The following is a 24,173-nucleotide window of genomic DNA, read 5'->3' as shown; positions in this document are numbered from 1 at the left end:
CAGGCGCAGATCACGTCCGCGCGGAGTAGATCGTGAACCGTCAATTCATGGGTGCTGCGGGCGCACGAGGCGGCCTCACGGAACATCGACCGCCCTTGAGCCGCAAGGATCTCGGCTGATGGGCGGCCCCGTCGCGCCGACGCAGGCACACGCGTCCGTGCCTGCCGCGGGGGGCCCGGCGAGTGAGAGGGCCGGCTCTCAGTTCCGCCCAGACATCGAGGGATTGCGGGCAGTCGCCGTCGGGAGCGTCCTCCTCTCTCACGCGGGGATGCAGTTCGCCCCCGGCGGATTTGTCGGCGTCGACGTCTTCTTCGTGATCTCCGGCTTCCTCATCACGAGCCTCCTCCTCCGTGAAGTGGAACGGACTGGGAGCGTGTCGATGGCGCGGTTCTACGCGCGTCGCGCCCGTCGGCTGCTGCCCGCCGCAGCTCTGGTGCTGGTCGTCACTGCCGTGCTCATCTGGTTGACGGCGTCTCCGGTTGATTGGAGCACCTCGGGCGCCGATATCGTGGCCGCAGCGCTCTATGTGGAGAACTGGCTGCTTGCGGCCCGGTCCGTTGATTACCTCGCCGAAGGAATTACGGCATCCTCCGTCCAGCACTACTGGTCGCTGTCCGTCGAGGAACAGTTCTACGTCGTTTGGCCACTTCTGCTGCTGATCGTGGTTCTTATCGTACGCAAATCGAGATGGAACCTCCGTGCGGTGATGGGTGCTGGTCTAGCCCTCATCGTGCTTCCTTCACTGGTCTGGTCGGTCATTGCGACGGATTCGTCACCGGAGTCCGCCTATTTCATGACGACGACCCGACTTTGGGAGCTCGGTGTCGGCGCGCTGGTAGCCGTGGGCGTCGGACTGTGGGCGAAGCTGCCGACGATTGCTGCACGGAGCATCGGATGGGCAGGCCTCGCCGCAATACTCGCGGCGGTTCTGCTGATCGACACTTCTGCGCGCTGGCCAGGCTCGCTGGCATTGGTTCCGGTGCTCGGCACCGCCGCGGTGATCGTCGCAGGCACCGCCGACCAGGGCGGATCCGCCCGGCTGCTTGGTCTACGGCCGATGGTGTGGGTCGGAGGCCTGTCGTACTCGCTCTACCTCTGGCACTGGCCGCTCCTGATTGCCGCGGGAAACCTCTTCGGCTCACCCGGCCAGAAGGTCGGGCTGATTGTGATGGCGGCCTCTTTCATCCCGGCGTGGCTCAGCAACCGTTTTGTAGAGAATCCCATCCGATTCTCGAAGCGTCTCTCGCAATCGACGGCGATGTCACTCTCCGTCGGTGTGAACTTCACCGCCATCGCGGTAGTAGCGGGACTACTGCTGATCCTCGCCGTTCCATCGACGCCGACGACGTCACCCGAAACGAGCGCCCCACGGGGCGGCGCGACCCTCACGTTCGACGCGGACTCTGTGCGCGGAGTGAAGCTGGCGGGAACACTTTCCACCATGATCCCCGCAGCCGCGGCCGCCACCAAAGACGTTCCGACGTCATCCGTCGACGGGTGCAGTCGCGGCTTCGACGCCGTCGACCCCAAGCCTTGCTCAATTGGGGCGGAGCACGGCGAAGTAACGATCGTGGTCGTGGGCGACTCCAAGATCCAGCAGTGGGCGGACGTGCTCGGCAAGATCGCCCGGGAACAGGGATGGAGGATGTTCCTCGCGACCAAGGCGGCCTGCGCGTTCTCGGACGGCCTTCGCGAACTGTCGGAAGGCGAGCCATACGTGGCATGCCCGCAGTACAACAAGGCGCTGATGAATCAGGTGCTCCAGCTCGCACCCGACGCCGTCATCACGTCACAGCGCCACAGCACTGCTTACCTTCCTGGGACGACGGAGTACTCGAAGGATGAGATGCGCGACGCCCTGGTGCGGACATGGACCACTCTCGAGGACCACAGTATCGATGTCATCGCTCTGCTCGACAACCCCGCCCCGTCGGGGGTGAGGCCGGGCGGAGGCGAGATCTACAAGTGCGTCACCGAGGTCGACGATCTGGCAGATTGTGCGTTCGATCGGCAGCTCGGGTCGAAACAAAGTGGATCCGTCGCCCTGCTCGCGGCCGCGGAGAAGGTGCCCGAGGTCGATGTCGTGGACATGACGGACGCCATCTGCAACAAAACGACCTGCCCTCCCATCGTGGGCGATGTGCTGGTCTACCGACAAGGGTCGCATCTCACCAACACGTACCTCCGCTCGCTCGAACCGATTCTCTCAATGCGCCTGGAGCCACTCGTGAAAGCCTCGGCCGAATGACCCGCAGCAACCCCCAGCGACACGATCGCGAGATCGATGTCCGGAATCGGGCGGTGGATCGAGCCGTTCTGGAGTCCGACGTGGCGGCGGTTGCGCTCTCACCGGCTCGACTCGATGCGTTCGTACGGTCCGCATTGCGCCTACGGGCGTGGGAAGCACGGCGGGTGCTCGCGCATGGCCTTGATCCGGACGTTTCATTCGAGGAGCTGCTCTCGAACGTCCGGTCCGCGAGTGTGGAGCGCATCGCCGAGGATGCCTATACACGACGATCGCCGTTCGTCGCTGCCGAGACACTGGGCGCGTGGTGGCGGGCGCTAGGACGTGTTGTTGCGCTCCAGGGGCTCGACGAGACCGATGGTCTCGACGGTCTCCGCCTTCACGACATCGCTCGAGTTCTGTTCCCCGTCAGTTCTTGGGCACCAGCCGACGCACTCACTTACGCACAGCTCCTCTGGATCAACGGACAGGGCGCTCGATTGCGCCAGGACGAGGAGCTTCTCGCCGCTCTGGATTCCAATGAACGGCTATCGCTCGAGGTCGACCTGGCTGCAGACGCCGAAGGGGTCGGCAGCGTCAGTTGGAACGAAGCCCTGGCTCGGATGCTCGCCATAGTCGCTGGGGTGACTGTGGATGCCGATGCCCCGACTCCATTTGACGGGCTTCGGCCGATCAGCATTCCGAAACCGGTCGACGGTCCGCTCGTGAGCATCATCATGTCGGCCTACCACCCGGGGCCCGAGATTCTGACATCCGTACGGTCCATCCTCAACCAATCCTGGACCAACTTGGAACTGCTGGTAGTCGATGACGCGTCCGGTCCGGAGTACATCGATATCCTCGACCGTGTCGCGGCCCTGGACCCACGAGTCCGCGTGCTGATTCAACCAGAAAATCGCGGCACCTATGGTGCGCGAAATCGCGCACTTTCGGAGACACGTGGCGACTTTGTTACGTTCCAGGATTCGGACGACTGGTCGCATCCGGAGCGAATCGCACGCCAAGCCCAGCGACTGCTCGACGACCCGACCCTTCCCGCCATAATGAGCCGCTCCATCCGGTGCACGCCCGACCTGAAGCTTCAACTCTTGGGCTACCGCACGACACGGCCGAACGTGTCATCGCTCATGCTGCGGCGCTCGACGATCGAGACGCTCGGGTACTTCGACCACGTCCGCAAGGCGGCAGACACGGAGTACCAGTTGCGGATCGCTGCACACTACAGCCGTCGCGTCACCGTGATGCCTGATCTGTTGGCCTTCGTGAGGCTGGACCCGGGCTCGCTCTCCCGGTCGGACTTCAAGCCGGGATGGTGGCATCCGGCAAGGCATGCGTATCGCGATGGCTTCCAACGCTGGCATCGAGCCATCTCGAGCGGCGCGGCATCATGGCTTTCGCCCTCCGCGGAGGTCCGCAAGTTTCCGGCGCCGCGCGCGTTCCTCCGGGGGACGGGTCACCAACCCGACCATGCGCTCTTCGACCTCCTGTTCGTGGCCGACTGGCGCGAGCTCGGCGGAGCGCAGAGTGCGCTGCTCCAGCAAGTGCACTCGGCTGTGGCACGCGGACGGCGCGTTGGGGTCATGCATCTCGAATCGCCCCGAGCGCTCGACTGCGTGAGCGAGACGATTTGTCGGGACATCGGCGATCTTCTGTTTGAGGGGGTAGTTACCCAGGTGCTCCCCGACGACCCGGTCATCGTCGGACGACTCTTGCTCGGCGATCCGGCCGTGTTGAACTATGCGCCCGATCGCATGCCGGCTGTCCAGGTCCATGAGGTCGTCGTCCTCGCGTCATCCCCCCCAAGCGAGCCCACATCGAGCCCCCACCGGTACGATGCCGCTTCGGTGACGTCGGTGGTCAAGGCCGTCTGGGGGGTCGACCCGGTGTGGATTCCGGGCGGCGAGCGCGTTCGAACCGCGTTGGCCGGCATCGTAGGCGTTAGCGTTGCCTCGACCGATCTTCCGGCTGGGTTGACCTTGGAAACCAGCATGAGTCGAAGCACACGGCGCGCCCGCCCGATCATCGGCGCGGTGATTGGAGCAGGCGAGGACGGGGTCCCCGCGACCTCCCAGGAATTGCTGGCGCTTCTTCCGGATGACCAGGCGTTCGACGTGCGGCTGATTGCTGCGCCGCCGCGATTATCCCAACTCCTGGATCCCGTCCCGGACCATTGGCTGCTGTACCGCCCCGACGACATCACCCAACGCGCCTTCTACAGGCAGATTGACTTCTTCATCTCGTCCACCGGCACCCAGCGCGTGGATCAGGTCGTCCCTCGTGTGATCGACGCCGTGTCTGCCGGTGCGGTCGCGGTGGTTCCGCCCTCCTTCGCAGGCGTCCTCGGAGATGCGGCCGTGTATGCCGCCGCCGACGAGGTGTCGGACGTGGTACGACGGCTGTTCGTAGACCCCGACGAGTACGCCGCCGTCGTCGCGCGTGCGCAGGCCTCGGTGCGGGAGCAGTTCCCCAGTGCTCTCGCAGAGCAGTCTCTTCCCGGAATCCTTCAGATCGACGGGAGGCAGTCTTGACGGACGCGATGGACGATACGATGCACTCCCGCGCCGCAGAACTGTTGGCCGCGGACCTCCCGGCCAGCACTGTGGCTTGGGTCGCCCACCGGACCGCATCCTCCCGGGCACAGGCACTCCTCGACCTCGTCGCCGAGCGGTCCGGCGACCCAGGGTGGCTAGCGGCAGCCGGCTACGAACGCGGAACCCGCGCGACCACGTCTGAAGCGGCTCATCTCGCAGCGTCGCAGCTCTTGCAGGCACTGGAATCGGTCAAGCTCCCCGCCCGGTACCAGGTGCTGCTCGCCGAGCTGCTCGTTCTCCTCCGCGAGGATGCGCGAGTCTTGCACCTCGTCGCGACCGGAAAACTGCGTGGGCTCAGCAGGACCCGGCGACAGATGCTCGACGCCGACCTGGCCAATCCATTCCGCACGCCGGGCCTGTCGGAGCTGGGGTGGTTGCGAACGATCCAGCCTCTCCTCGGCGACCTCGCGCCAGTAGCGCTGGGGCCGGTGCCGGCAGACGAAGGCTACGAGCCGATCGACCGACTCACCACGCAGGTCGAGCCTGGCACGATACGCGGCGATCTTGTGTCTGTCATCATCAGCTCATACCGACCGGACCGAGCGTTGGACACCGCCGTCTGCTCGATCCTGGCCCAGACATGGGCCGATCTTGAGGTCCTTGTGATCGATGATGCGTCCGGCCCGGAGTTTTCGCACGTATATGCGCGGGTAGCGGCACTCGACGAGCGCGTACGAGTCATCCATCAGTCGGAGAACGGCGGCACCTATGTCGCTCGCAACACCGCCATCGACCAGGCGCGCGGCGCGTATGTCACGTTCCAGGACGCTGACGACTGGTCTCATCCCCAGCGGATTGAGAGACAACTGGCAGTCCTCGAGCAGAACCCACTGATCCACGCCGTCCGGGCGCAGTCTCTGCGCAGCTCTGGTTCGCTGGTGTTCTCCCGGCAAGGCACGCCCGTGCGTGCGCCAGCTGCGGCCACGCTCATGTTCCGGCGTCAACAAGTCTGGCCCGTCCTAGGTGGCTATGACGAGGTACGCAAGGCTGCCGATACAGAGTTCCAGGAGCGGATGGCTGCCGCACTGCCTGGGTACAGCATCGACCTCGACATTCCCTTGATGTGGGTTCGGCTGGGCGAAGGATCGCTCTCGCGCAGTGAGTTCCGCGCGACCTGGAAGCATCCTGCGCGAGTCCTCTACCGATCCGCCTACAGTCGCTGGCATGAGGAGATTCGGTTGGGCGCCTCGCCAAACCTTGCTCGTGCGGTGCGGCGCTTCCCAGCTCCGCACAGGTTTCGTCTCGACCAGGCTGCGCCTCCCGCCGAGTTCGATCTGGTCGTGGTGGGAGACTGGCGCGGCGACGCGAACGCCGCTCGCGACGCGGTCGAGTGGATCCGACTCCTCGCAGCAGACGGTGTGCGGATCGCACTCGTCCACGCCGAGAGCCTGAACTTCGACGGGCGACGGGGACCGGGGCTGATGGCGTCCGTTCAGGAACTGGTGGCTGCGGGGACAGTCGAGGCTGTCCCATGGGACGAGCCTGTGAAGACGACTTCCCTCGTTGTCATTGAGCCGGAGGTCCTCGAGTACCTCCCAGACACCGAGCCGGGCGCAAGAGCTCCGGCGATGGTCGTCCTTCTCGATGCGACTCCGCGGGCGGCAGGTGCGATCGGCACCACCGAGGCCATCATCAAGCACCGCTGGGGCTCGCGAGCGGTGTGGAGCCCGCGCGGAGCGGCGGCGCTGGCGGTCCCGCCGCACGCGAGTGCCGAGGTGCTCGACCGACCGTTTCCGCCTTTCATGCCCGGAGAGGTTCGGCGACCGCTCCACCGACCGAGACCCGTCGTCGTGGTTGCTCCCATCGGGATCGCTCCCGACGTCCTGGATCAGACGGCGGCAGTGAGTTCTGCCCTTGCAGGAGGCGGATTGGACGTCCGAGTGCGACTTGCAGAGGGCGTGCGTGAGGCCATCCGGAGTCGCGTCGGGGCACAGTCGCCCAGGCTCTTCTGGGGGACGCCGCTCGCCGGGGCAGCCGCTACCACGACCGCCATAGCAACGGACCTGATCATCATCGGCCCGGCGAGCGGAATCGAATTCGATCGACTGGTTGACGACGCACGGATCTGGGGCGTGCGCACGCATCTCCTCGGACCGGAAGACCATCCGGAAGGTGCCAGCGGTGCTGGATTCGGCGACCTCCTGGAGCGAATTCTCACTGAAGCGCCGACCGAGAGCAGCCCGCTCGATCCGAACGATCAAGCGGCGACGGAAGCCGCCGTTCGATCCTGGTTCGAGAAGGTGTCCACTCTCACCTGACGAGAGGGCGAACGCTTACTTCGCGGTGGCGGAAGCGCGGTGGCGGTCGGCCGCTTCGACTCTCGCGGACTCCACGGATGCGACAACGCGGCGCTGCATCGCATCGACGAGCGTCTCGACGCGTTGAACTTCGCCGACGATGCGGTTCGTCGACTGCCGGGTCGCCTGATCGACCGATCGGCGAATTTGGCTGGCCGCAGCCCGCGCGCGGCGATCCATGCTCCACAGGAGCACGGCCGTCACAGCTAGCCCGAACCCGACGAGTGAAATCGCCAACGCGGTAGCGCCCAGAACGGCCGCGATCGTCGAGCCCAGACCGAGCACCACCACGATCGCGACGAGCATGTGGAACGTGCCGACTTTGCGCATGGTGATTCTCCCTGGAACGTGGGCGGCGATCGCCCGACGAACAGGCTAATCGAGTTTCGCCCTCGCCCATTGACGACGGCGGGCCTCAGCCTACGACGACGAACGGTCAGCCCGCGGCGTAGTCGGCGTTGTACCGATCGAGTACGTCCTCGATCGAGGCGTCCATCGCCAGGCGACCCTTGTCGAGGTACAGGCCGCGCTTGCAGAAGCGGCGGAGGTCACGCTCGCTGTGGCTGACGAAGAAGAGGGTGCGGCCGTCTTCGAGAAGCTCGTCGATGCGCCGATAGCACTTCTCTCGGAACGCCTTGTCACCGACCGCGAGCACTTCGTCGACCAGGAGCACCGGCTCGTCGAGTTGCGACACGACCGAGAACGCGAGACGCACCTTCATGCCGTTGGACAGGTGCTTGTAGGGCGTGTCGACGAAGTCGCCGATCTCGGCGAACTCGAGGATCTCGTCGAACTTGCCGGCGACGTGGGAGCGAGGCATCCCGTGCAGTCCCGCTGCGAGGTAGACGTTCTCGCGTACCGTGAGATCGCCCACGAATCCGCCCGTGATCTCGATGAGAGGCGCGACGCCCCCGTTGACCCGCACGGTGCCCTCGTCGGGGAGGAGCACTCCCGCGACGAGCTTCAACAAGGTCGACTTGCCTTGACCGTTGCGACCCACGACACCGATCGACTCGCCTGGTGCCACCGTGAATGACACGTCGCGCAGCGGCCAGAACTCATCCGGGCGCGCGCGACGCTCCGACCCCGCGAAGAGGTCCTTGAAGCTGCGGCGTCCACCGCGGTTGCGACGGAACCGAACTCCGAGGTCCGCGACCTCGATCGCATGGGCGGATGCCGGGGATGCCTCTGCCATCACAGCTCCTTCAGCACGGGACGCTCAAGCCGCCGGAAGACCCAGACACCAAGACCCAGGATGGCGAAGCAGAGGATTGCCCCGACGCCGATGACCCAGGGGTCCCATTCCTCCGGGAAGAAACCGACCCGGTAGAGCGCGAAGATGCCTGACAGCGGATTGAACGCGGCGAGGGTCTCGAACGCACCCGGAAGATTCTCCACACCGTAGATGACGGGTGACGCGTAGAACAGCACGCGCAGGATGAGCTTCGTTGTGCGATCGAGGTCGGTCCAGAGCACGCACAGCGGTGCGACGAGCAGGCCGATGCCCAGGAGCAGCACCGTCTGCAGCAGCATAGCGACCGGAAACAGCAGCAGTCCCCAGCCGACCTGCGCGGGCGCCTCCGAGAACTGCGAGATCACGACGAACAGGGCAAGCACAGGCAGGGAGCAGAGGAACTCGATTCCCTTGGAGAGAACGATGCGGTTCACCCAGATCGAACGCGCGATCGCCGTGGAGCGCACCAGGCGCGCGTCCTTCTTGAACGCCCTCGTGAAGTCGGAGACTGCCGCGTTGAACCACACCCATGGCAGGAGCGCGGTGATGAGGAAGACGATGTACGGCTCGTGCCCGACGGTCCGCTGGAACACCTGGGTGAAGACGAACCAGTAGATCGCGCTCATCACGAGCGGATCGAGGATCGACCACAGGTACCCGAGAGCACTCGTCGAGTACCGGACCTTCAGGTCACGCGCCGACAGCAGCCACAGCGAGTGGAGATAGCGCCGGGGCGATCCGGGGGTGCCGACGGCGGCTGTGCTCACGGGATCGAGTCTATTGCGCGTCTCACGCGAGCTGGTTGTTCCACATCGACAGCGCGGATCCGATGGCCATATGCATGTCGAGGTATTGATAGGTGCCCAGGCGACCCCCGAAGTGGACGTCCGCCTCAGCCCGTGACAGCTCGCGGTACGCGAGCAACCGGGCACGGTCTTCCGCGGTGTTGACCGGATAGTACGGCTCGTCCTCACGGGACGCGAACCGTGAGTACTCGCGCATGATGACGGTCGCATCGGTCGGGTACCGGTCGGCGCGTTCGGGATGGAAGTGCTTGAACTCGTGGATGCGCGTGTATGGCACCTCCGCATCCGAGTAGTTCATCACGGGCGTTCCCTGGAAGTCGCCCACCGGGAGCACCTCCTCCTCGAAGTCCAGCGTGCGCCACGACAGCGCACCCTCGACGTGGTCGAAGTAGCGATCGACGGGGCCGGTGTAGACGACAGGCAGTTGCCCGACGGTCGATTTCTTGCTCAGCGGCTGGGATTCGTCGAAGAAGTCGGTGTCGAGCCTGACTTCGATGTTCGCGTGGTCCGCCATCCTCTCGAGCCAGGCGGTGTATCCATCGGTCGGCAGACCCTCCCACGTGTCGTTGAAATAGCGATTGTCGTAGGTGTAACGCACCGGCAGTCGGCTGATGACCTCGGCAGGCAGATCCTTCGGGTCGGTCTGCCACTGCTTGCCCGTGTAGTCACGGATGAACGCCTCGTAGAGCGGACGCCCGATGAGCGCGATGGCCTTCTCCTCGAGGTTCGCAGCGTCCTTCGCGTCGAACTCGCCGGCGAGTTCATGTACGAGTGCCCTGGCCTCCTCCGGCGAGTACGCCGCCTGGAAGAACTGGTTGATGGTCCCGAGGTTGATGGGAAGCGGGTACACGACGCCCTTGTGGTTCGCGTACACGCGATGCACGTAGCTCGTGAACGTCGTGAACCGGTTGACGTACTCCCAGACAGCCGGGTTCGACGTATGAAACAGGTGCGCGCCGTAGCGGTGCACCTCGATGCCTGTCGTCGGCTCATCCTCGCTGTAGGCGTTGCCGCCGATGTGCGGGCGACGGTCGATCACACCGACTCTGCGACCGGATGCCGCGGCCCGCTCCGCGATGGTGAGGCCGAAGAATCCGGAGCCGACGACGAGAAGATCCATAGGGCCAACGCTACCTTCCGGCAGACGGGTGGATTGCGCGGCTCCCAGGCTGATCTCGTAGGCTCGTCGCGCCATGACACACGAGATCTTCGTCCCCTTCTGGGGCGACCCCGGGCTGCTCTATTCGACCGTCGAGTCCGTCCGTGCCCAGCGCGATCCTGACTGGCGGCTCATCGTCATCGACGACTGCTATCCCGACGAGAGCGTCGCGGCATGGTTCGCGGGACTCGACGACGACCGCGTCGTCTACGTGCGCAACGAGGTCAACCTCGGCATCACCGAGAACTACCGCGAGGCCATCCGTCGCGCGACATCCGAGCACATCACGATCCTCGGCTGCGACGACCTCATGCATCCGAACTATCTCGATGTGGTTCGTGCTTCCATCGCCGCGGTGCCCGACGCGGACGTGGTGCAGCCCGGTGTGCAGGTCATCGATGAGCACGGATCCGTCGTGCGTCCGCTCGTCGACCGCGTGAAGACGGGGCTCCTCGCGCCCCGCGGCGGCCGCGGCATCGCGGTCCTGCGGGCAGAGGCGATGGCGACGAGCCTGATCCGGGGTGACTGGCTCTACTGGCCGTCCCTCACGTTCCGCACCGAGACCATGCGGCGCATCGACTTTCGAGAGGGACTGCCGATCATTCAGGATCTGGCGCTCCTCATGGACATCGCATTCGAAGGCGGATGCCTCGCCTACAACCCCACCTTGGCCTTTTCGTATCGGCGTCACGGCGCCAGCGCCTCGCAGAAGACGCTGCTGGACGGCCGGCGGTTCCGAGACGAGCGGACCTACTACGCGCAGGCGCGCGCTCTCGCCACCTCGAAAGGCTGGAGGAGGACCGCCGCCACCGCGCGGCTGCGGCTGATGTCGCGTCTGCACGGCGTCTCGGAAGTTCCCCGCGTGATCAGGCACGGAACAGGTGCCGGGCTACAATCTACGCTGGCGCACATCTTCGCCATCTAACGCGCGGGCTGCGTTCCGAACGAGCGCGTCCCCCTTTCCCTGGAGTGACGGATGCCCCACCACGTGCTCATCACCGGCGGCGCAGGCTTCATCGGCACGCGTCTGGCGCGACGCTTCGCTGAGGCGGGCCACACGGTGACGGTGCTGGACTCGCTGGTGCCGCAGGTGCACGGAGAGGATCCTCGCACCACGTCCGCTCTGCTGACGTCGCTGGAGGGAATCGCGAAGGTCATCGAAGGGACGGTGACGTCCCGCGACGACGTACGCACTGCGCTGGAGGGCGTGCAGACCGTCGTCCATCTCGCCGCGGAGACCGGTACCGGCCAGTCGATGTACGAAATCGACCGGTACGTCGAGGCCAACGTCGGCGGCACGGCGAAGCTGCTCGACCTCCTCACCAATGAGTCGCACTCCGTGAAGCGTCTCGTGATCGCCTCGTCGCGCTCGATATACGGAGAGGGGGCCTATCGCACCTCAGACGGCCGGACTGTCTATCCCCCGCATCGAGCCGACGCCGATATGGCCGCAGGCGACTTCGAGGTCCATCTGCCCGGCGAGGGCGAGATCGTGATGATCCCGACGGACGAGACCGCGAAGCTGCATCCGTCGTCGGTGTACGGCATCACCAAGCAGATGCAGGAATCGTTGGTGATGACCGTCGCGCCGACGATCGGCATCGAGCCTGTTGCGCTGCGGTATCAGAACGTCTACGGACCGGGCCAGTCCCTGAAGAATCCCTACACCGGCATCCTGTCGATCTTCTCCACGCTGATCCGTCAGGGCAAGAGGATCAACATCTTCGAAGACGGGCGGGAGAGCCGGGACTTCGTCTACATCGACGATGTCGTCGAGGCTACGTTCCGTGCAGCGACCGTCGATGCCGCTGCCGGGCACATCATCAACGTCGGCAGCGGCATCGCCACGACCGTCGACGAGGTCGTGGCCGCGCTGTTCGCGGCATTCGACACCGAAGTGCCGACTGCGGTGACGGGCAATTACCGGCTGGGTGACATCCGCCACAACGTCGCCGACATCACACGCCTGCGCGATGTTCTCGCCTACGAGCCACAGACCGACTTCCGCACCGGTGTCGCCCGTTTCGTGGAGTGGGTGCTCACGGAGCCGGTGGAAGAGAGCGGCTACGAGCGTTCGCTGCAGGAGATGGCCGAGCGGAGCCTTCTCAAGTAATGGTCACCGCCCCCACCTCCAGCCGCGCCTTCCCGCACAGCCGCAACAGCCTCAATCTCTTCCGGCTCATCCTCGCGGGCCTCGTGCTGTTCGCCCACGCCTTCTACATCACCGGCAACGGCACGGGGCCGATGCTCCACGGCGAGAACCTCGGCGGGTGGGCGGTCGCCGGCTTCTTCGTGCTGAGCGGCTTCCTGATCACCGGAAGCCGATTCCGGCATTCCACGGGCGAGTTCCTGGTGCACCGGATCGCACGGATCTACCCCGCGTTCCTCGTGGTGCTCGTCGTGACCGCACTCGTCTTCGCGCCGCTGGCCGGCCTTCTCGAACGAGGCGATCTCGCGGGGTTCTTCACGACGCCGGTCACACCGCTCCAATACATCTGGGGCAACATGGGGCTCCAGGTCAACTCGTACACGATCTCGTGGACGCTCCAGACGGTCCCCTACGAGGGCGCGTGGAACGGCTCGCTGTGGACGCTGTACTACGAGTTCTTCTGCTACATCATCGTGTGGACGCTGGGATTCCTCGCCATCTTCCGGCGCACGGCGTGGTTCCCGATCGCTCTCTGGCTCGCGTCGGTCGGCGTGCAGGCGACGATGTCGTTCTGGGTCCGTCTCGGACTGGACGGCGACTTCACACTGCTGTTCAAGCTCCTTCCGTACTTCATGGGCGGAGTTGTCGCGTACGTGGTCTTCGAGCGCTGGGGCATGCGGACCTGGATCGGGATCGTGAGCCTTGTCGGTGCGTTGGTGCCGATCATCTTCCTTCCCGGGTTCGGGGGACAGCTGGCCGCGCCGCTGCTCGCTTACGGACTGCTCTGGCTGAGCACCGTCGTGCCGCAGCCGCGATTGATCGCGAAGCACGACATCTCGTACGGCTTCTACATCTACGCGTGGCCAACGGCCCAGCTCCTCGTCCTGCTCGGTGTCGCCGGCGCAGGCGTATGGGTCTTCATGGGTGTCAACATCCTCGCAACGGTCGTCTTCGCTACGGCCAGCTGGCTGCTCATCGAGCGCCCGGTCATGCGTGCGACCCGCCGATCGCGGAGCAAGCCGAACGCCGTCATCGCGGCCCCGGCGACGGGCGCCGCCGCCTGATCCGGCCAGAGCCCGATTGGTAGACTGCTCTTCATGCCCCGCGTGCTCGTCGACCTTCTCTCGTACTCGGGCACGAAGGGCGGTATGGAGGTCTACGCGCGCGAGCTGTACCGAAAACTGGGCGAGCTCGCCCCTGGCTGGGAGTTCATCGGCTACCTCAGCCGCGAGGGCTACGGTCTGGACCGGTCGTGGTTCCCCGGAGCGACCATCGACTCCGGTATCAGTGGCGAGAACCGGTTCGCGTGGGCCTACGGCGAACTCTTCTCGGTGGCTCGGCAAGCCCGCAGGCTCCGCGCCGACCTGGTGCATTCTCCCGCAACGCTGGGACCTCGCCGCACTGCGATGCCGACTGTGGTCACTATTCACGACATGCTCTACTGGAGTCACCCGGAGTTCATGTCGACCCCGCTCTACACCGAGCCGGTGAAATGGATGGAGCGCCAGGTCGCACGAAATGCAGCCCACATCATCACCGACAGCCCCGGGTCGGAGTCCGAGATCCACAAGTACCTCACGGTGGACCCCTCCCGCGTGCATGTGGTTCCCCTCGCCGGCGGCCACCCTCAAGGGGTGGACCGCTCGCTCGCCAACTCGGAGGGGCCGCTCATCATCGCGATGGGCAATCGCCGGCCGCACAAGAACTGGAGCGCCCTGCCGAAAGCCATCGCATTGCTGCCGCCGGAGCGCCGGCCCCGCATCGTCATCACCGGGGGACGCGGCGAGGACCCGCTCGCGCCGCTGGTCGAAGAGCTCGGCCTCGAACGATGGGTGGAGCTTCGCGGCTGGGTCAGTGATGAGGAGGTCGCTCACCTCTATTCGACCGCCACAGCGCTCGCGATCCCTTCATTGGCCGAAGGGTTCTCGTTGCCGACGCTCGAAGCGATGAGCGCCGGGGTGCCCGTGCTGCTCAGCGACATCGACGTGCACCGGTACGTCGGAGGGGACGCCGCTCGCTTCTTTCCGACGCAGGACCCCGCCGCGCTCGCAGAGGCAATCGACGAGATCGTCGGCGACACGGCGCTCCAGGCCCGAATGACCGCCGCCGGACACGCACAAGAACGCCTGTTCACCTGGGACCGGACTGCTCGCGAGACGCTCGCCGTCTTCGAGCGCGCACTCGCCCTCCATTGACGCAACGGCCACCATCCAGCGTGGCCTTGAGCTCTCGAACGAGAAGAGGACAGATATGTCAACAACCAAGCGTGCGCTCGTCACCGGCGTGACGGGACAGGACGGCGGCCACCTCGCCGAACTCCTCACCGCCGAGGGCTACGAGGTCTTCGGTCTGGTGCGCGGTCAGAACAACCCGCGCCGCGCGACGCTCGAAGCCGAGTTCCCCGGCATGACGATCATCGAGGGCGACCTCACGGACCCCGCCTCGCTCGTGCGGGCGGTGGAACGCTCCGACCCCGATGAGGTGTACAACCTCGCCGCCGTCAGCCACGTCGGCTTCTCGTTTGCCAACCCGACGCTCACGGCCGATGTGACGGGGAAGGGCGTGCTGAACCTGCTCGAAGCGCTCCGTATCACCGGCCGGGCCGAGCGCAGCCGTTTCTACCAGGCATCAACCAGCGAGATGTTCGGCGGGCTGGACTACAACCGACCCGGAAGCGGCTACAACGAGGATTCACTGTTCCATCCCCGCAGCCCGTACGGCGTCGCCAAGCTCTACGGTCATTGGATCGCGAAGAACTATCGCGAGAGCTATGGCATGTTCGTCTCGTGCGGAATTCTCTTCAACCACGAGGGTGAGCGTCGTGGCAAAGAGTTCGTGACGCGCAAGATCACGGACGCGGTCGCGCGGATCAGCCTGGGCACGCAGGATCACATCAAGCTGGGCAGTCTCTGGCCCAAACGGGATTGGGGCTATGCAGGTGATTACGTGCGCGGAATGTGGCAGATGCTGCAGCACGAGACGCCGGACGATTTCGTGCTGGCCACCGGCGAGACGCACTCCATCGAGGACTTCTTGACGCTTGCCTTCGCCGAAATCGGAATCGACGATTGGCGGCCCTACGTCCAGCAGGATGCCGCACAGCTGCGACCCGCAGAGGTGGACATCCTGCTCGGCGACCCCGTCAAAGCCGAATCCGTCCTCGGCTGGCGCCGCGACGTCGACTTTCCCGGACTGGTCTCGCGCATGGTCGCGCACGACATCCGGCTCCAGCAGGGCAGTGGGGGCGGTCCGGCCTCGTGAGCTCGCCGACGCTCGTCGTCACAGGGGCCACCGGGTTCGTCGGCCGGCACCTGGTGAGGGTCGCTCACGACGCGGGTTACCGCGTGTGGGCGGTGGGCAGGGAGCAGACGGCGCCGGAAGAGATCGCGACGCTGCTAGACGAGTACTTCGAGGCGGACCTCACTCGAGAATGGCCGGTAACGGCTCCGGTCGACGCGGTCATCCATCTCGCCGGCCTCGCCGCGGTCGGACCGTCGTTCGACGCACCCCAGCGCTACATCGAGGTCAACAGCCGCATGGTCACCGTCATGTGCGAGGCGATCCTGGACGCCGGGCATCCCACGCGCGTGCTCGCCGTCAGCTCAGGCGCTGTCTATGCGCCGCGCTTGGACGGCGCCCTCGTCACCGAGTCGTCTCCGACGGGGGCGACCTCGCCGTACGCGGTCGCGAAGCTGCTCGTCGAGTCGCAGGCCGCGTACTATTCCCACCGCGGCATCGACATCGCCGTCGCGCGCCCGTTCAACCACATCGGCCCCGGTCAGGACCCCGGCTTCATCGTGCCCGACCTCACCCGCGCCGTCCGTGAGCTCGCCGACGGGGAACGGCTGCGGGTCGGCAATCTCGAGACCGCTCGCGATTACACCGACGTACGCGATGTGGCCGGCGCCTATGTTGCGATCGTCTCGGCCGGGCAGCGTCGCGATTTCATCTACAACGTCGCCTCCGGCGCGAGCCGCACCGGGCACGAGATCCTCACCGCCATCTGCGAGGAGCTGGGACGTCCCGTTCCCCCACTCATCGTGGATGCCGCCCGCCTCCGCCCTGGGGACCCGGCGCGGATCACGGGCTCGGCCGAGCGGTTGCGCACCGAGTTCGGTTGGGCACCGACGATCGACTGGCGCCGATCGGTCGCCGAATTCGTTGCGACGCAGGAAGCCCCTCCAACCGTCTAGGCGAGGCTCTCGCTTTCCGGCGCGGTGGCGGCCTCCGGATGCCGCCACACGGCGACCACGTGGACGCTCAGGCCGACGGCCGGCGGAACCAGCAGGGCCAAGGTCAGCCTCGCATCAAAGGGCAGCGGAAGGAACATCGCGGCGACGGTCAGCGCAGCGGCGGTGACCCAGCCCGCCGTGTACGGAATGTGCCTGCCGCGCCCGACGAGCGCGGGGCCGGTCACGCACATCATCCCCACCAGACCGGCGCTGGCCGTGATCGTCGCCATCATCGCGGGTGTGACGGCGTACTGTCCACGTGAGATCAGTTCGATAGCCCACGGCCCGATCGCCCACGCAAGGCCGGCGAGCACGGCGACGGCGACCGCCGCCGCAGCGAGCGCCAGGAGGATCCGACGCATCAGCGTCCGCCCCGCCTCGCGGAATATCGAGATCAGGTAGCTCTGGAGCGCGAGAAGCGGGACGACGAGCGGGGCGCGCGTCAGGGTGATCGTGAGGATCAGGCCCGCGAGCACCACGGGGTCGGTGCCGGACGACGCGAGGCCGAGCAGTAGCGGCATCCCGTTCATCATGAGGCCCAGGGCTGCTGCAGCCAGGACCGTGCCGGCAGTGTTGGCAAGCAGCCGTCCAAGACGCACGTCCAGGCGGAAGGCTCCCACCACGCTGCGTCGCATGCGCAGCCACACGAGCAGGAAGGCCAGACCGAACGGCACCGACACAGCGAGCGCGATCCACTCGGGAGCCCAGCCGCCGACGAACCCCAGCAGCACCAGCAACGCACGAATTCCCGCGTCGATGATCGTCAGCCAAGCCACCGCCGTCCACAGCCGCAAGCCGTAGAGCACTCCACCGAGGACGGCGACGAGCACATATCCGGCCAGACCCGCGCCGAGCGCGGTCGCCAGAGCACCGGTGGCACCCGGGAACACCACCGGCCCGGCGAGGAGCGCGACGAGCGTCACCGCCACCACCACGATCCCGATGAGGATCAGCGCAAAGTTGCGCACCGTCGCGTTGGGCGGGGAATCCCCGGCACGCCGAGAGGCACGTGTCACCTCTTGCTGCACGCCGGAAAGGGCAGCGACGCAAAGGTAGAGCGTCGACCAGTAGATCGCGAAGGTGACGTATCCGGCTCCATCCGGCAGAAGGGCCGGAGCCAGGAGTTGGACAGCGTAGCCGAGGATACCCGCCACCCCGGTGGCGATCAGGATGCTGCGCAGTCCGGCGCGGGCGTCCTCAGCTTTCATCGCCGTTGCGGCCGTCGGCGTCCGCACGCTCCCCCGGCTCGTGGCCCGTCACGGTCGGTCCGGTGCCCTGACGGTCCAGTCCCGCGGCCTTACGCAGTTCCTCGACCTCGGTGCGGACGATCGCAACATCCTCCGCGACTCGCCGCACCTCGTCCTCGGCCTGGGACAGCTCCCATGAGAGGTGGAGCGCGACACCGATCAGGAGCACCAGTGCAAGGGCGAAGATGAGGTTCGAGGGCACCGCGACGCCGAGCGCATTGGACAGCCACAGCAGCAGTCCCGGGAAGATCGCGAGGATCAGGATCACGATGCCGATCAGCAGCCACAGCGTCGCATACTTCTCACGCAGCCGGCGGCGCAGCAGGAGCGAGATGATGATGGCCAGAACCAGTAGCGCCAGGACGATTCCGGCGATGACGATCATGCGCTGACCTCCAGGGACCGGCGACGGCCCCGCATCAACGCGAGGGACAGTGCGAATACCGATCGAAGCAGATAGATGGTGGATCCGATCGGGTTCTGGCTCGGTTTGCCGTGCACGCGAGCGCGCATGGCGACCGGTACCTGCGTGACGGTGAGTCCGGAGTGGATCGCGCTGACGAGCGAGTCGACGGTGTCGCCGAGGTACTCCGCCGGGTAGTAATGGACGTACTGATCGATGGCTCGCCGGTTGGCGGCCCGGAAGCCGCTCGTTACGTCGGTGAGCTTCGTCCTCGCGACCCGCGAGAGCACGCCTGCGAGGAAGACCATCGCCCAGCGCCGCGGGCCCCTCGCCTGGTACTCGCCCACCTCGGCGAAGCGGGCGCCGATCGAGATGTCCGCCCGCTGGAGACCTGCCAGCACCAGGGGGATGTCACGCGGATTGTGCTGACCGTCGGCATCGACCTGGATCGCGCGCTCGTACCCATGACGCTGAGCGAACGTGAAGCCGGTGCGCATCGCGCCTCCGACGCCCATGTTGAACGGCAGAACCAGGACGCGGGCACCTGCTTCGCGCGCCACCTGCGCGGTATTGTCCGTTGATCCGTCGTCGACGACGACGACATCGAAGTCCGCACCCTGATCCAGGATCTCACGCACGGTGTTGCCGACGTTACGTGCTTCGTTCCATGCGGGCACGATGATGAGCGTTCGCTCGGACTGCTCAGGCATGGTGCTCCCATTCTATCAATCGACTGTCACAAACCCGCGGACCTCAGGGCGCGAAGACCACTGGCCCAAGCTCCGGGCAGGCCTCCGCCGCCCCCGCCACGATGGCCTCGTCGGCCGTGACGACAGTCACGGGCGGACCGATGAGTTCGCGCACTGTACAGAGATCGTCCATCGACTGGCCATCGTGGTAATACGCGAACTTCCGCAACGCGACGTCGTCGACACCCGTCGACGACAGCTGGACGACCCAGAACATTATGGAGTCCTCGTCCGGGTCCGTCGACTCCCACAGAATGGTGCGGTCCGTCGCCGCCGTCAGGTCGACGACCTGATCGAAGACCCTGTCGTCCTCCCCTACCGAGAAGAAATCGCCGACGAGCATGCGTGCGAGTGGGCTCTTCACCGCCTGGGAGTCGTTGCTGAACGTGGGAACGGTCGCTCGCGCATACTCGCCTACTCCCACGATCGTCGCCAGCGTGACGACGACAGCGAACGCGGAGCGCACGCTCCGCGCGGAGATTGCCGCAGCGAAGGTGAGGCCGGCCGCGACGCCGACGATCAGGAGCATGGCGAGGAAGAACCACAGGAACTTCAGCTGGTAGTAGCTCCACAGATTCTCCTCATTGCGGCGCAGCCAGAGCAGGAGCGCAAGACAGGCGCCACCCCCGCCCACGAGGGCGGTCAGCACCCAGATCAGATCGAGAGACCTCGTGGCGCGGGCGTGGAGCAGACCGAATCCGACAGCGAGAACGAGAACGGCGAGGACGATCACCTTCTTGAACTCGAACACGGCGCCGAGCGCTTCCTCGAGCAGATTCCCCTGGCCGACCAGGGCCGGCACCGACAGTGCGAAGAAGACGGCGACCGGCTGGGCCACCGCCACGAGCGCAAGCATCAGTCTGCCGCGACGCAGACCCAGCACCGCCTTGCGTTGCACGATCAATAGCACCAGGAAGGCCAGGCCCGGTATGCCTGCCAGTGGCGCCCAGAGCGCGAGTGTGAGCGCGACTGCCAGCGCGAGTGTGACCAACGAGGTCAGCACGGCACGCCCTGCGTGCACGAGTGTGATGAGACTCGCAATCAGCAGGGCGATCGTGAGGTGGAAATTCACGAACCCGAGCGTCACCGGACCGGACAGCATGATCCACGTCAGGGGAAGAGCCGACGTGACGGCCGCCGCGATCAGCGACATCGTCGATCGCCCCCTGGCGAGGCTCAGCGCGAGAGCGCCGCACAGCAGACAGGAGACGACGATGCCGAAGGACCACATCTCGGCGAGCGCGATGATCTGCGCCCCCGCTGAGGGCGCACCCATGACCGTCGCCGGAAGCGTGAAGAGTGCGATCAGGGCAGCCGTCAGCGGGACCGGATTCTCTCCCCTTCCGAGTCCCACCCCGCCTTCCTGCAGCAATTCCCGCGCGAACAGCACGTTGTTGGCAGCGTCGCCCGACATCGCCCATGACAGTGGCGTCCCTCCGGGGACGACGGCAGCACCCAGGAGCACAGCGCACCACAACAGCGCCCCGAAGGCCGCAAACCCCAGGTCGACGCCGTCGACCCTCGTGAACAAGGAGCCACGGCGGTGCAGGCGGATCGCGCAGAACGCACCGGACACCGCGCCCACGACGATCACCATCGCGAGAGCGGGAAGTCCCGTGTAGCGAGCGACCACCATGATCACAAGGACCGCCCACGCGAAGACGACGAAGAGCAACGCCAGGCCGGCGCTGAGCGACATGCGTGATCTCAGCAGCAGAAGTGCCGGCGCGAGGACGACAGAGACCAGCACGAGCAAGGAACCCCCGAACATCGGAAGCACGCACGCGCCGACGAGCAGGGCAAGATACACGCCGAGCACGATCATGCGCGGGTGCGCTCCCAGAGGTCGCGGCATCCCAGTTCTCCTCTTTCGGCGCGGGTCGACCAGGGAAGGCGCCGTCTGAACAATAGTCCGTACCGCCTGTGAAAAGTGGCCTCACACCCCCTGCGGGTACGATGCTCAGGTGACACGCCGCACCCGATCGCCTCGCCATAAGCTGATCATTTCGATCCTGATACCCGTACTGGCGTTTCTGTCACTCGGCGCCTGGTCCGTCGCATCTCCTGTCGGCGCATCGCCGGACGACGACTTCCACCTCGCTTCGATCTGGTGCGGCCTGGGCGACCGTGACGGTCTGTGCGAGAACCGCGACGACGACGCAGTCGAGCGCTATGTGCCGACGCCGGTGACGACCGCGACCTGTTACGCGTACAACAATGGCGCCAGCGCCGACTGCTGGAATGGCGAGGCCCAGGGCATGTCGAAGGTGCTGCGCGCCAACGTCGACCGCCTGTACCCGCCCCTCTTCTACGGCGCGATGTCGGTATTCGCCAGTCCAAATGTCGCGGCCTCGGTGCTCGTGATGAAGCTCGTCAACAGCGCCATCGCTGTGGGCCTCCTCACGGGCGTCTTCTTCGCCTTGCCTCGTCGACTGCGGCCGGTTCTGCTCATCTCCGTCGTGGCGACTGCGGTTCCGCTGGGCATGTTCGTCTACGGCTCGACCAATCCGTCATCGTGGGCACTGCTGTCGGCTGCCACCGTGTGGATCTCGCTGTACGGCGCGCTCCAGACCGACGGGCGCCGCAGATGGGTTCTCGCCGGGCTCGCCGTTCTGGGCGCCGTCCTCGGCGGAGGAGCGCGCGCGGATTCAGCCGTATATGCCGTATTCGGGGTCATGATGGCCCTGGTGCTGGGTCTTCGATGGAGGCGCCCTCCGTTGATCCCGATCATCACGGCGGCGCTCATCACCGTCATGAGCGTCGCGTTCTACCTGAGCGCGTGGCAGGGATCCTCGATCGTCGGGGGCATAGACAGCGAACGTCTGCCGCTGTCGGGTTCGCAGCATGTTTCGAATCTGCTCCACGCTCCGACCCTGTGGATGGGCGCGCTGGGCGGCTGGGGACTCGGCTGGCTCGACACCCCGATGCCGGCCGTCGTCACAGTACTCGCGGGCGCGGTGTTCTGGGGTGCGTTCTTCATCGGCGGCGGGGGTGCGAACGTGCGGCGCGGTATCTCCATCACGCTCGGCGTGGCTGCGATGTGGCTCGTGCCCGTCGTACTGCTCGGCCAGTCGCGGATGCTCGTCGGGGAGCTCATCCAGCCGCGCTACCTCATGCCCTTGATGATCATCACGATCGGAGTCGCATCGGCGCGCTTCGATATCGCCCGAGCTTGGGGCGGGTTCCGGGCCATCGCGGTCGTCGCGGCGCTGGGGATCGCGAACGTCGTCGCGCTGCACACCAACATCCAGCGGTACACCACCGGTCTCGACCGGTTCACGGCGGACCCCGGCGCGAATGCAGAGTGGTGGTGGGCATGGATGCCCAGTCCGCTCCTGGTGTGGCTCGGTGGCGGGCTGGCGTTCGCGGGGATGCTCGCGCTGCTCGCGTTCCAGCTTCCCATCGGACGCGCAGCGAACGAGGACGCGATCCCATCGCCGGATGCTGACGGCGACCGCGAGTCCCACGAGACGCCGGCAGTTCCACGTCCCGAGGCTGCTGGGTCGGACAGGACCATCACGAACGAAGACGCTCTTGCCCGTGAAGGCGCGACCCCGTGACGCCGGAAGCCGCCGTGGCACGCACTCGCGTGCTGATCATCACGGGCGACCTGATCGGCGAGCGGATGGCGGGACCGGCGATCCGCGTATGGCACATGGCCGACGCCCTGTCGGCGGTTTGCGACGTGCGGATCGTCTCGTGGAATCGGATCGAACGTGCGTCCGACCGCTTCGAGACGGTGCACGTGCGAGAGGCCGACGACCGTCAGATGCGCGACCATGAGCAGTGGGCCGACGTCATCATCGTGCAAGGCACGTCGTTCCGGGTCTTTCCGAGCATCGCTCAGACGCAGAAGATCGTCGTCGCCGATCTCTACGACCCGTTCCAGCTCGAGCAGCTGGAGATGAACAAGTACGCACCGCCGGCCGAGTGGGCCGACGAGGTCACGAAGGCGGTGTCTCTGCTCAACGAGCAGCTCGGCCGGGCTGACTGCTTTCTGTGTGCGTCTGAAGCGCAGCGCGACCTCTGGCTCGGCGGTTTGTCATCAATGGGTCGGTTGAATCCGACGACGTACGTTGCGGATCCCACTTTCGAATCGCTGTTGCGGCTCGTGCCGTTCGGGCTTCCCGAGGAGCGCCCCGTTCAGCGGAGCCATGGCATCAAGGGCACGGTTCCCGGGATCGGCGCCGACGACAAGGTTCTCATCTGGGGCGGCGGCATCTACAACTGGTTCGATCCGGCTACCCTCGTCGAGGCTATGGGGCTGCTGGCGGAGGACCATCCAGAGATCAAGCTCTTCTTCTTGAGCGCGCGACATTTCAATCCCGACATCCCCGAGATGCGGGCGCTCGCCGACACCGTCGAGATAGCCGAGCGGCTCGGGCTCATCGACCGCACGGTATTCTTCAACGACGCCTGGGTCGATTACGAGCGACGCGCCGATTATCTGCTCGATGCCGACCTCGGAGTGAGCACGCATCTCCTGCATGCCGAGACGCGGTTCGCATTCCGGACGCGCATCCTCGACTACCTCTGGGCAGAGCTCCCGATCGTCGCGACCGAGGGTGACAGCTTCGCCACGCTGATCCGGGACCGCGGCATCGGTCGCGTCGTTCCGCCCGCCGATGCGACTGCACTCGCCGCTGCGATCATAGAGATGGTGTGCAACGAAGAGGCGCGTGAGACGGCGGCACGCAACCTCCGCATCGTCCGGGACGAATTCACGTGGTCGCGCGCTCTCGCCCCCCTCGTCGAGTTCTGCGTCGACCCCCGCCCGGCCCCCGACCGCGAGCTCGTGCTCAAGAGGTCTTCGGCGGGCGGCACGCCGTTCGAGAGGATCCTGGCGATGCCACGCGGACCGCGTAGGGATCTCGCACTGTTCCGTCACTATTGGAAACAGGGAGGGCCGGCGCTCGTGCGCAGCAAGATGCTGACCCGGCGGGAGCGCCTCCAGAGAGACTGACGCCGGCGGCGAACCTCCGCCCACGCCCGTTGCGCATTGTCGGGACGGTCTCAAGCCGCGCTTGGCGTGACACGACACGGCCGAGATGCTCGTAGTCG

General features: G+C 66.0%; 19 protein-coding genes. 11 read left to right on the top strand and 8 right to left on the bottom strand.

What is annotated here, in order from left to right:
• Positions 1 to 118 precede the first annotated feature (118 nt).
• Genes ACLKM7_RS13980 through ACLKM7_RS13970 form a run of 3 tightly spaced genes read left to right on the top strand, consistent with a single transcriptional unit; the run spans position 119 to position 7,094 of the window.
• Positions 119 to 2,248 carry an acyltransferase family protein gene (locus ACLKM7_RS13980; protein ID WP_436447770.1) on the top strand — a complete coding sequence of 710 codons (2,130 nt, stop codon included), beginning with the start codon at positions 119 to 121 and terminating at the stop codon, positions 2,246 to 2,248.
• Positions 2,245 to 4,773 carry a glycosyltransferase family 2 protein gene (locus ACLKM7_RS13975; protein ID WP_436447769.1) on the top strand — a complete coding sequence of 843 codons (2,529 nt, stop codon included), beginning with the start codon at positions 2,245 to 2,247 and terminating at the stop codon, positions 4,771 to 4,773. The genes ACLKM7_RS13980 and ACLKM7_RS13975 overlap by 4 nt, the downstream gene beginning before the upstream one ends.
• A gap of 8 nt (positions 4,774 to 4,781) precedes the next feature.
• Positions 4,782 to 7,094, top strand: a complete 2,313-nt coding sequence (locus ACLKM7_RS13970) for a glycosyltransferase family 2 protein (RefSeq protein ID WP_436447768.1) — start codon at positions 4,782 to 4,784, stop codon at positions 7,092 to 7,094.
• A 15-nt stretch (positions 7,095 to 7,109) separates the two neighbouring features.
• Here ACLKM7_RS13970 and ACLKM7_RS13965 read toward each other — a convergent pair whose 3' ends face one another.
• From ACLKM7_RS13965 to glf, 4 genes are all read right to left on the bottom strand, one after another.
• Entirely contained in the window at positions 7,110 to 7,463 is a 354-nt protein-coding gene (locus ACLKM7_RS13965) for a hypothetical protein (protein ID WP_436447767.1), read from the bottom strand.
• A 106-nt stretch (positions 7,464 to 7,569) separates the two neighbouring features.
• Entirely contained in the window at positions 7,570 to 8,328 is a 759-nt protein-coding gene (locus ACLKM7_RS13960) for an ABC transporter ATP-binding protein (protein WP_436447766.1), read from the bottom strand.
• Positions 8,328 to 9,134, bottom strand: coding sequence for an ABC transporter permease (locus tag ACLKM7_RS13955; protein ID WP_436447765.1), 807 nt, complete (start codon positions 9,132 to 9,134; stop codon positions 8,328 to 8,330). The genes ACLKM7_RS13960 and ACLKM7_RS13955 overlap by 1 nt, the downstream gene beginning before the upstream one ends.
• 22 nt (positions 9,135 to 9,156) lie before the next feature.
• Positions 9,157 to 10,293, bottom strand: coding sequence for a UDP-galactopyranose mutase (gene glf, locus ACLKM7_RS13950; RefSeq protein WP_436447764.1), 1,137 nt, complete (start codon positions 10,291 to 10,293; stop codon positions 9,157 to 9,159).
• Between the two features lie 73 nt (positions 10,294 to 10,366).
• Here glf and ACLKM7_RS13945 point away from each other — a divergent pair, with 73 nt between their 5' ends.
• Genes ACLKM7_RS13945 through ACLKM7_RS13920 form a run of 6 tightly spaced genes read left to right on the top strand, consistent with a single transcriptional unit; the run spans position 10,367 to position 16,674 of the window.
• On the top strand, positions 10,367 to 11,257 hold the full coding sequence (locus ACLKM7_RS13945) for a glycosyltransferase family 2 protein (protein ID WP_436447763.1): 891 nt from the start codon (positions 10,367 to 10,369) through the stop codon (positions 11,255 to 11,257).
• A 51-nt stretch (positions 11,258 to 11,308) separates the two neighbouring features.
• On the top strand, positions 11,309 to 12,445 hold the full coding sequence (locus tag ACLKM7_RS13940) for an NAD-dependent epimerase/dehydratase family protein (RefSeq protein WP_436447762.1): 1,137 nt from the start codon (positions 11,309 to 11,311) through the stop codon (positions 12,443 to 12,445).
• Positions 12,445 to 13,545, top strand: coding sequence for an acyltransferase family protein (locus ACLKM7_RS13935; protein WP_436447761.1), 1,101 nt, complete (start codon positions 12,445 to 12,447; stop codon positions 13,543 to 13,545). Before ACLKM7_RS13940 ends, ACLKM7_RS13935 begins: the two co-directional genes overlap by 1 nt.
• 33 nt (positions 13,546 to 13,578) lie before the next feature.
• Entirely contained in the window at positions 13,579 to 14,676 is a 1,098-nt protein-coding gene (locus tag ACLKM7_RS13930) for a glycosyltransferase family 4 protein (protein WP_436447760.1), read from the top strand.
• A gap of 55 nt (positions 14,677 to 14,731) precedes the next feature.
• Positions 14,732 to 15,742, top strand: a complete 1,011-nt coding sequence (locus tag ACLKM7_RS13925) for a GDP-mannose 4,6-dehydratase (RefSeq protein ID WP_436447759.1) — start codon at positions 14,732 to 14,734, stop codon at positions 15,740 to 15,742.
• On the top strand, positions 15,739 to 16,674 hold the full coding sequence (locus ACLKM7_RS13920; protein ID WP_436447758.1) for an NAD-dependent epimerase/dehydratase family protein: 936 nt from the start codon (positions 15,739 to 15,741) through the stop codon (positions 16,672 to 16,674). Before ACLKM7_RS13925 ends, ACLKM7_RS13920 begins: the two co-directional genes overlap by 4 nt.
• Here the strand turns inward: ACLKM7_RS13920 and ACLKM7_RS13915 are convergent.
• From ACLKM7_RS13915 to ACLKM7_RS13900, 4 genes are read right to left on the bottom strand one after another with little or no spacing between them, the layout of a single operon-like run.
• Positions 16,671 to 17,921 (bottom strand): hypothetical protein, encoded by a 1,251-nt coding sequence (locus ACLKM7_RS13915; RefSeq protein ID WP_436447757.1) that lies wholly within the window; start codon positions 17,919 to 17,921, stop codon positions 16,671 to 16,673. The two genes, ACLKM7_RS13920 and ACLKM7_RS13915, sit on opposite strands and share 4 nt — an antisense overlap.
• Entirely contained in the window at positions 17,911 to 18,345 is a 435-nt protein-coding gene (locus tag ACLKM7_RS13910) for a DUF2304 domain-containing protein (RefSeq protein ID WP_436447756.1), read from the bottom strand. Before ACLKM7_RS13910 ends, ACLKM7_RS13915 begins: the two co-directional genes overlap by 11 nt.
• Complete coding sequence (locus tag ACLKM7_RS13905; protein ID WP_436447755.1) at positions 18,342 to 19,073, bottom strand: glycosyltransferase family 2 protein; 732 nt, start codon at positions 19,071 to 19,073, stop codon at positions 18,342 to 18,344. Before ACLKM7_RS13905 ends, ACLKM7_RS13910 begins: the two co-directional genes overlap by 4 nt.
• A gap of 43 nt (positions 19,074 to 19,116) precedes the next feature.
• Positions 19,117 to 20,967: a hypothetical protein gene (locus tag ACLKM7_RS13900; RefSeq protein ID WP_436447754.1), complete on the bottom strand. Its 1,851-nt coding sequence runs from the start codon at positions 20,965 to 20,967 to the stop codon at positions 19,117 to 19,119.
• 109 nt (positions 20,968 to 21,076) lie between these two features.
• Here ACLKM7_RS13900 and ACLKM7_RS13895 point away from each other — a divergent pair, with 109 nt between their 5' ends.
• Positions 21,077 to 22,672, top strand: a complete 1,596-nt coding sequence (locus ACLKM7_RS13895) for a DUF2142 domain-containing protein (protein WP_436447753.1) — start codon at positions 21,077 to 21,079, stop codon at positions 22,670 to 22,672.
• Complete coding sequence (locus ACLKM7_RS13890) at positions 22,669 to 24,075, top strand: glycosyltransferase family 4 protein (RefSeq protein ID WP_436447752.1); 1,407 nt, start codon at positions 22,669 to 22,671, stop codon at positions 24,073 to 24,075. The genes ACLKM7_RS13895 and ACLKM7_RS13890 overlap by 4 nt, the downstream gene beginning before the upstream one ends.
• Positions 24,076 to 24,173: the final 98 nt, after the last annotated feature.

The sequence above is a fragment of the Microbacterium sp. I2 genome, assembly GCF_051364985.1.
In the GTDB taxonomy this organism is placed as follows: Bacteria; Actinomycetota; Actinomycetes; order Actinomycetales; family Microbacteriaceae; genus Microbacterium.
The sequence above is the reverse complement of the archived record's forward strand: the minus strand, read 5'-3'. Positions and strand labels throughout refer to the sequence as shown.

Bases quoted from the DNA above. Each gene is read 5' to 3' on its own strand.
- ACLKM7_RS13980 (WP_436447770.1), top strand. From the start codon at position 119: ATGGGCGGCCCCGTCGCGCCGACGCAGGCACACGCGTCCGTGCCTGCC.
- ACLKM7_RS13975 (WP_436447769.1), top strand. From the start codon at position 2,245: ATGACCCGCAGCAACCCCCAGCGACACGATCGCGAGATCGATGTCCGG.
- ACLKM7_RS13970 (WP_436447768.1), top strand. From the start codon at position 4,782: ATGGACGATACGATGCACTCCCGCGCCGCAGAACTGTTGGCCGCGGAC.
- ACLKM7_RS13965 (WP_436447767.1), bottom strand. From the start codon at position 7,463: ATGCGCAAAGTCGGCACGTTCCACATGCTCGTCGCGATCGTGGTGGTG.
- ACLKM7_RS13960 (WP_436447766.1), bottom strand. From the start codon at position 8,328: ATGGCAGAGGCATCCCCGGCATCCGCCCATGCGATCGAGGTCGCGGAC.
- glf (WP_436447764.1), bottom strand. From the start codon at position 10,293: ATGGATCTTCTCGTCGTCGGCTCCGGATTCTTCGGCCTCACCATCGCG.
- ACLKM7_RS13945 (WP_436447763.1), top strand. From the start codon at position 10,367: ATGACACACGAGATCTTCGTCCCCTTCTGGGGCGACCCCGGGCTGCTC.
- ACLKM7_RS13940 (WP_436447762.1), top strand. From the start codon at position 11,309: ATGCCCCACCACGTGCTCATCACCGGCGGCGCAGGCTTCATCGGCACG.
- ACLKM7_RS13935 (WP_436447761.1), top strand. From the start codon at position 12,445: ATGGTCACCGCCCCCACCTCCAGCCGCGCCTTCCCGCACAGCCGCAAC.
- ACLKM7_RS13930 (WP_436447760.1), top strand. From the start codon at position 13,579: ATGCCCCGCGTGCTCGTCGACCTTCTCTCGTACTCGGGCACGAAGGGC.
- ACLKM7_RS13925 (WP_436447759.1), top strand. From the start codon at position 14,732: ATGTCAACAACCAAGCGTGCGCTCGTCACCGGCGTGACGGGACAGGAC.
- ACLKM7_RS13915 (WP_436447757.1), bottom strand. From the start codon at position 17,921: ATGAAAGCTGAGGACGCCCGCGCCGGACTGCGCAGCATCCTGATCGCC.
- ACLKM7_RS13910 (WP_436447756.1), bottom strand. From the start codon at position 18,345: ATGATCGTCATCGCCGGAATCGTCCTGGCGCTACTGGTTCTGGCCATC.
- ACLKM7_RS13905 (WP_436447755.1), bottom strand. From the start codon at position 19,073: ATGCCTGAGCAGTCCGAGCGAACGCTCATCATCGTGCCCGCATGGAAC.
- ACLKM7_RS13900 (WP_436447754.1), bottom strand. From the start codon at position 20,967: ATGCCGCGACCTCTGGGAGCGCACCCGCGCATGATCGTGCTCGGCGTG.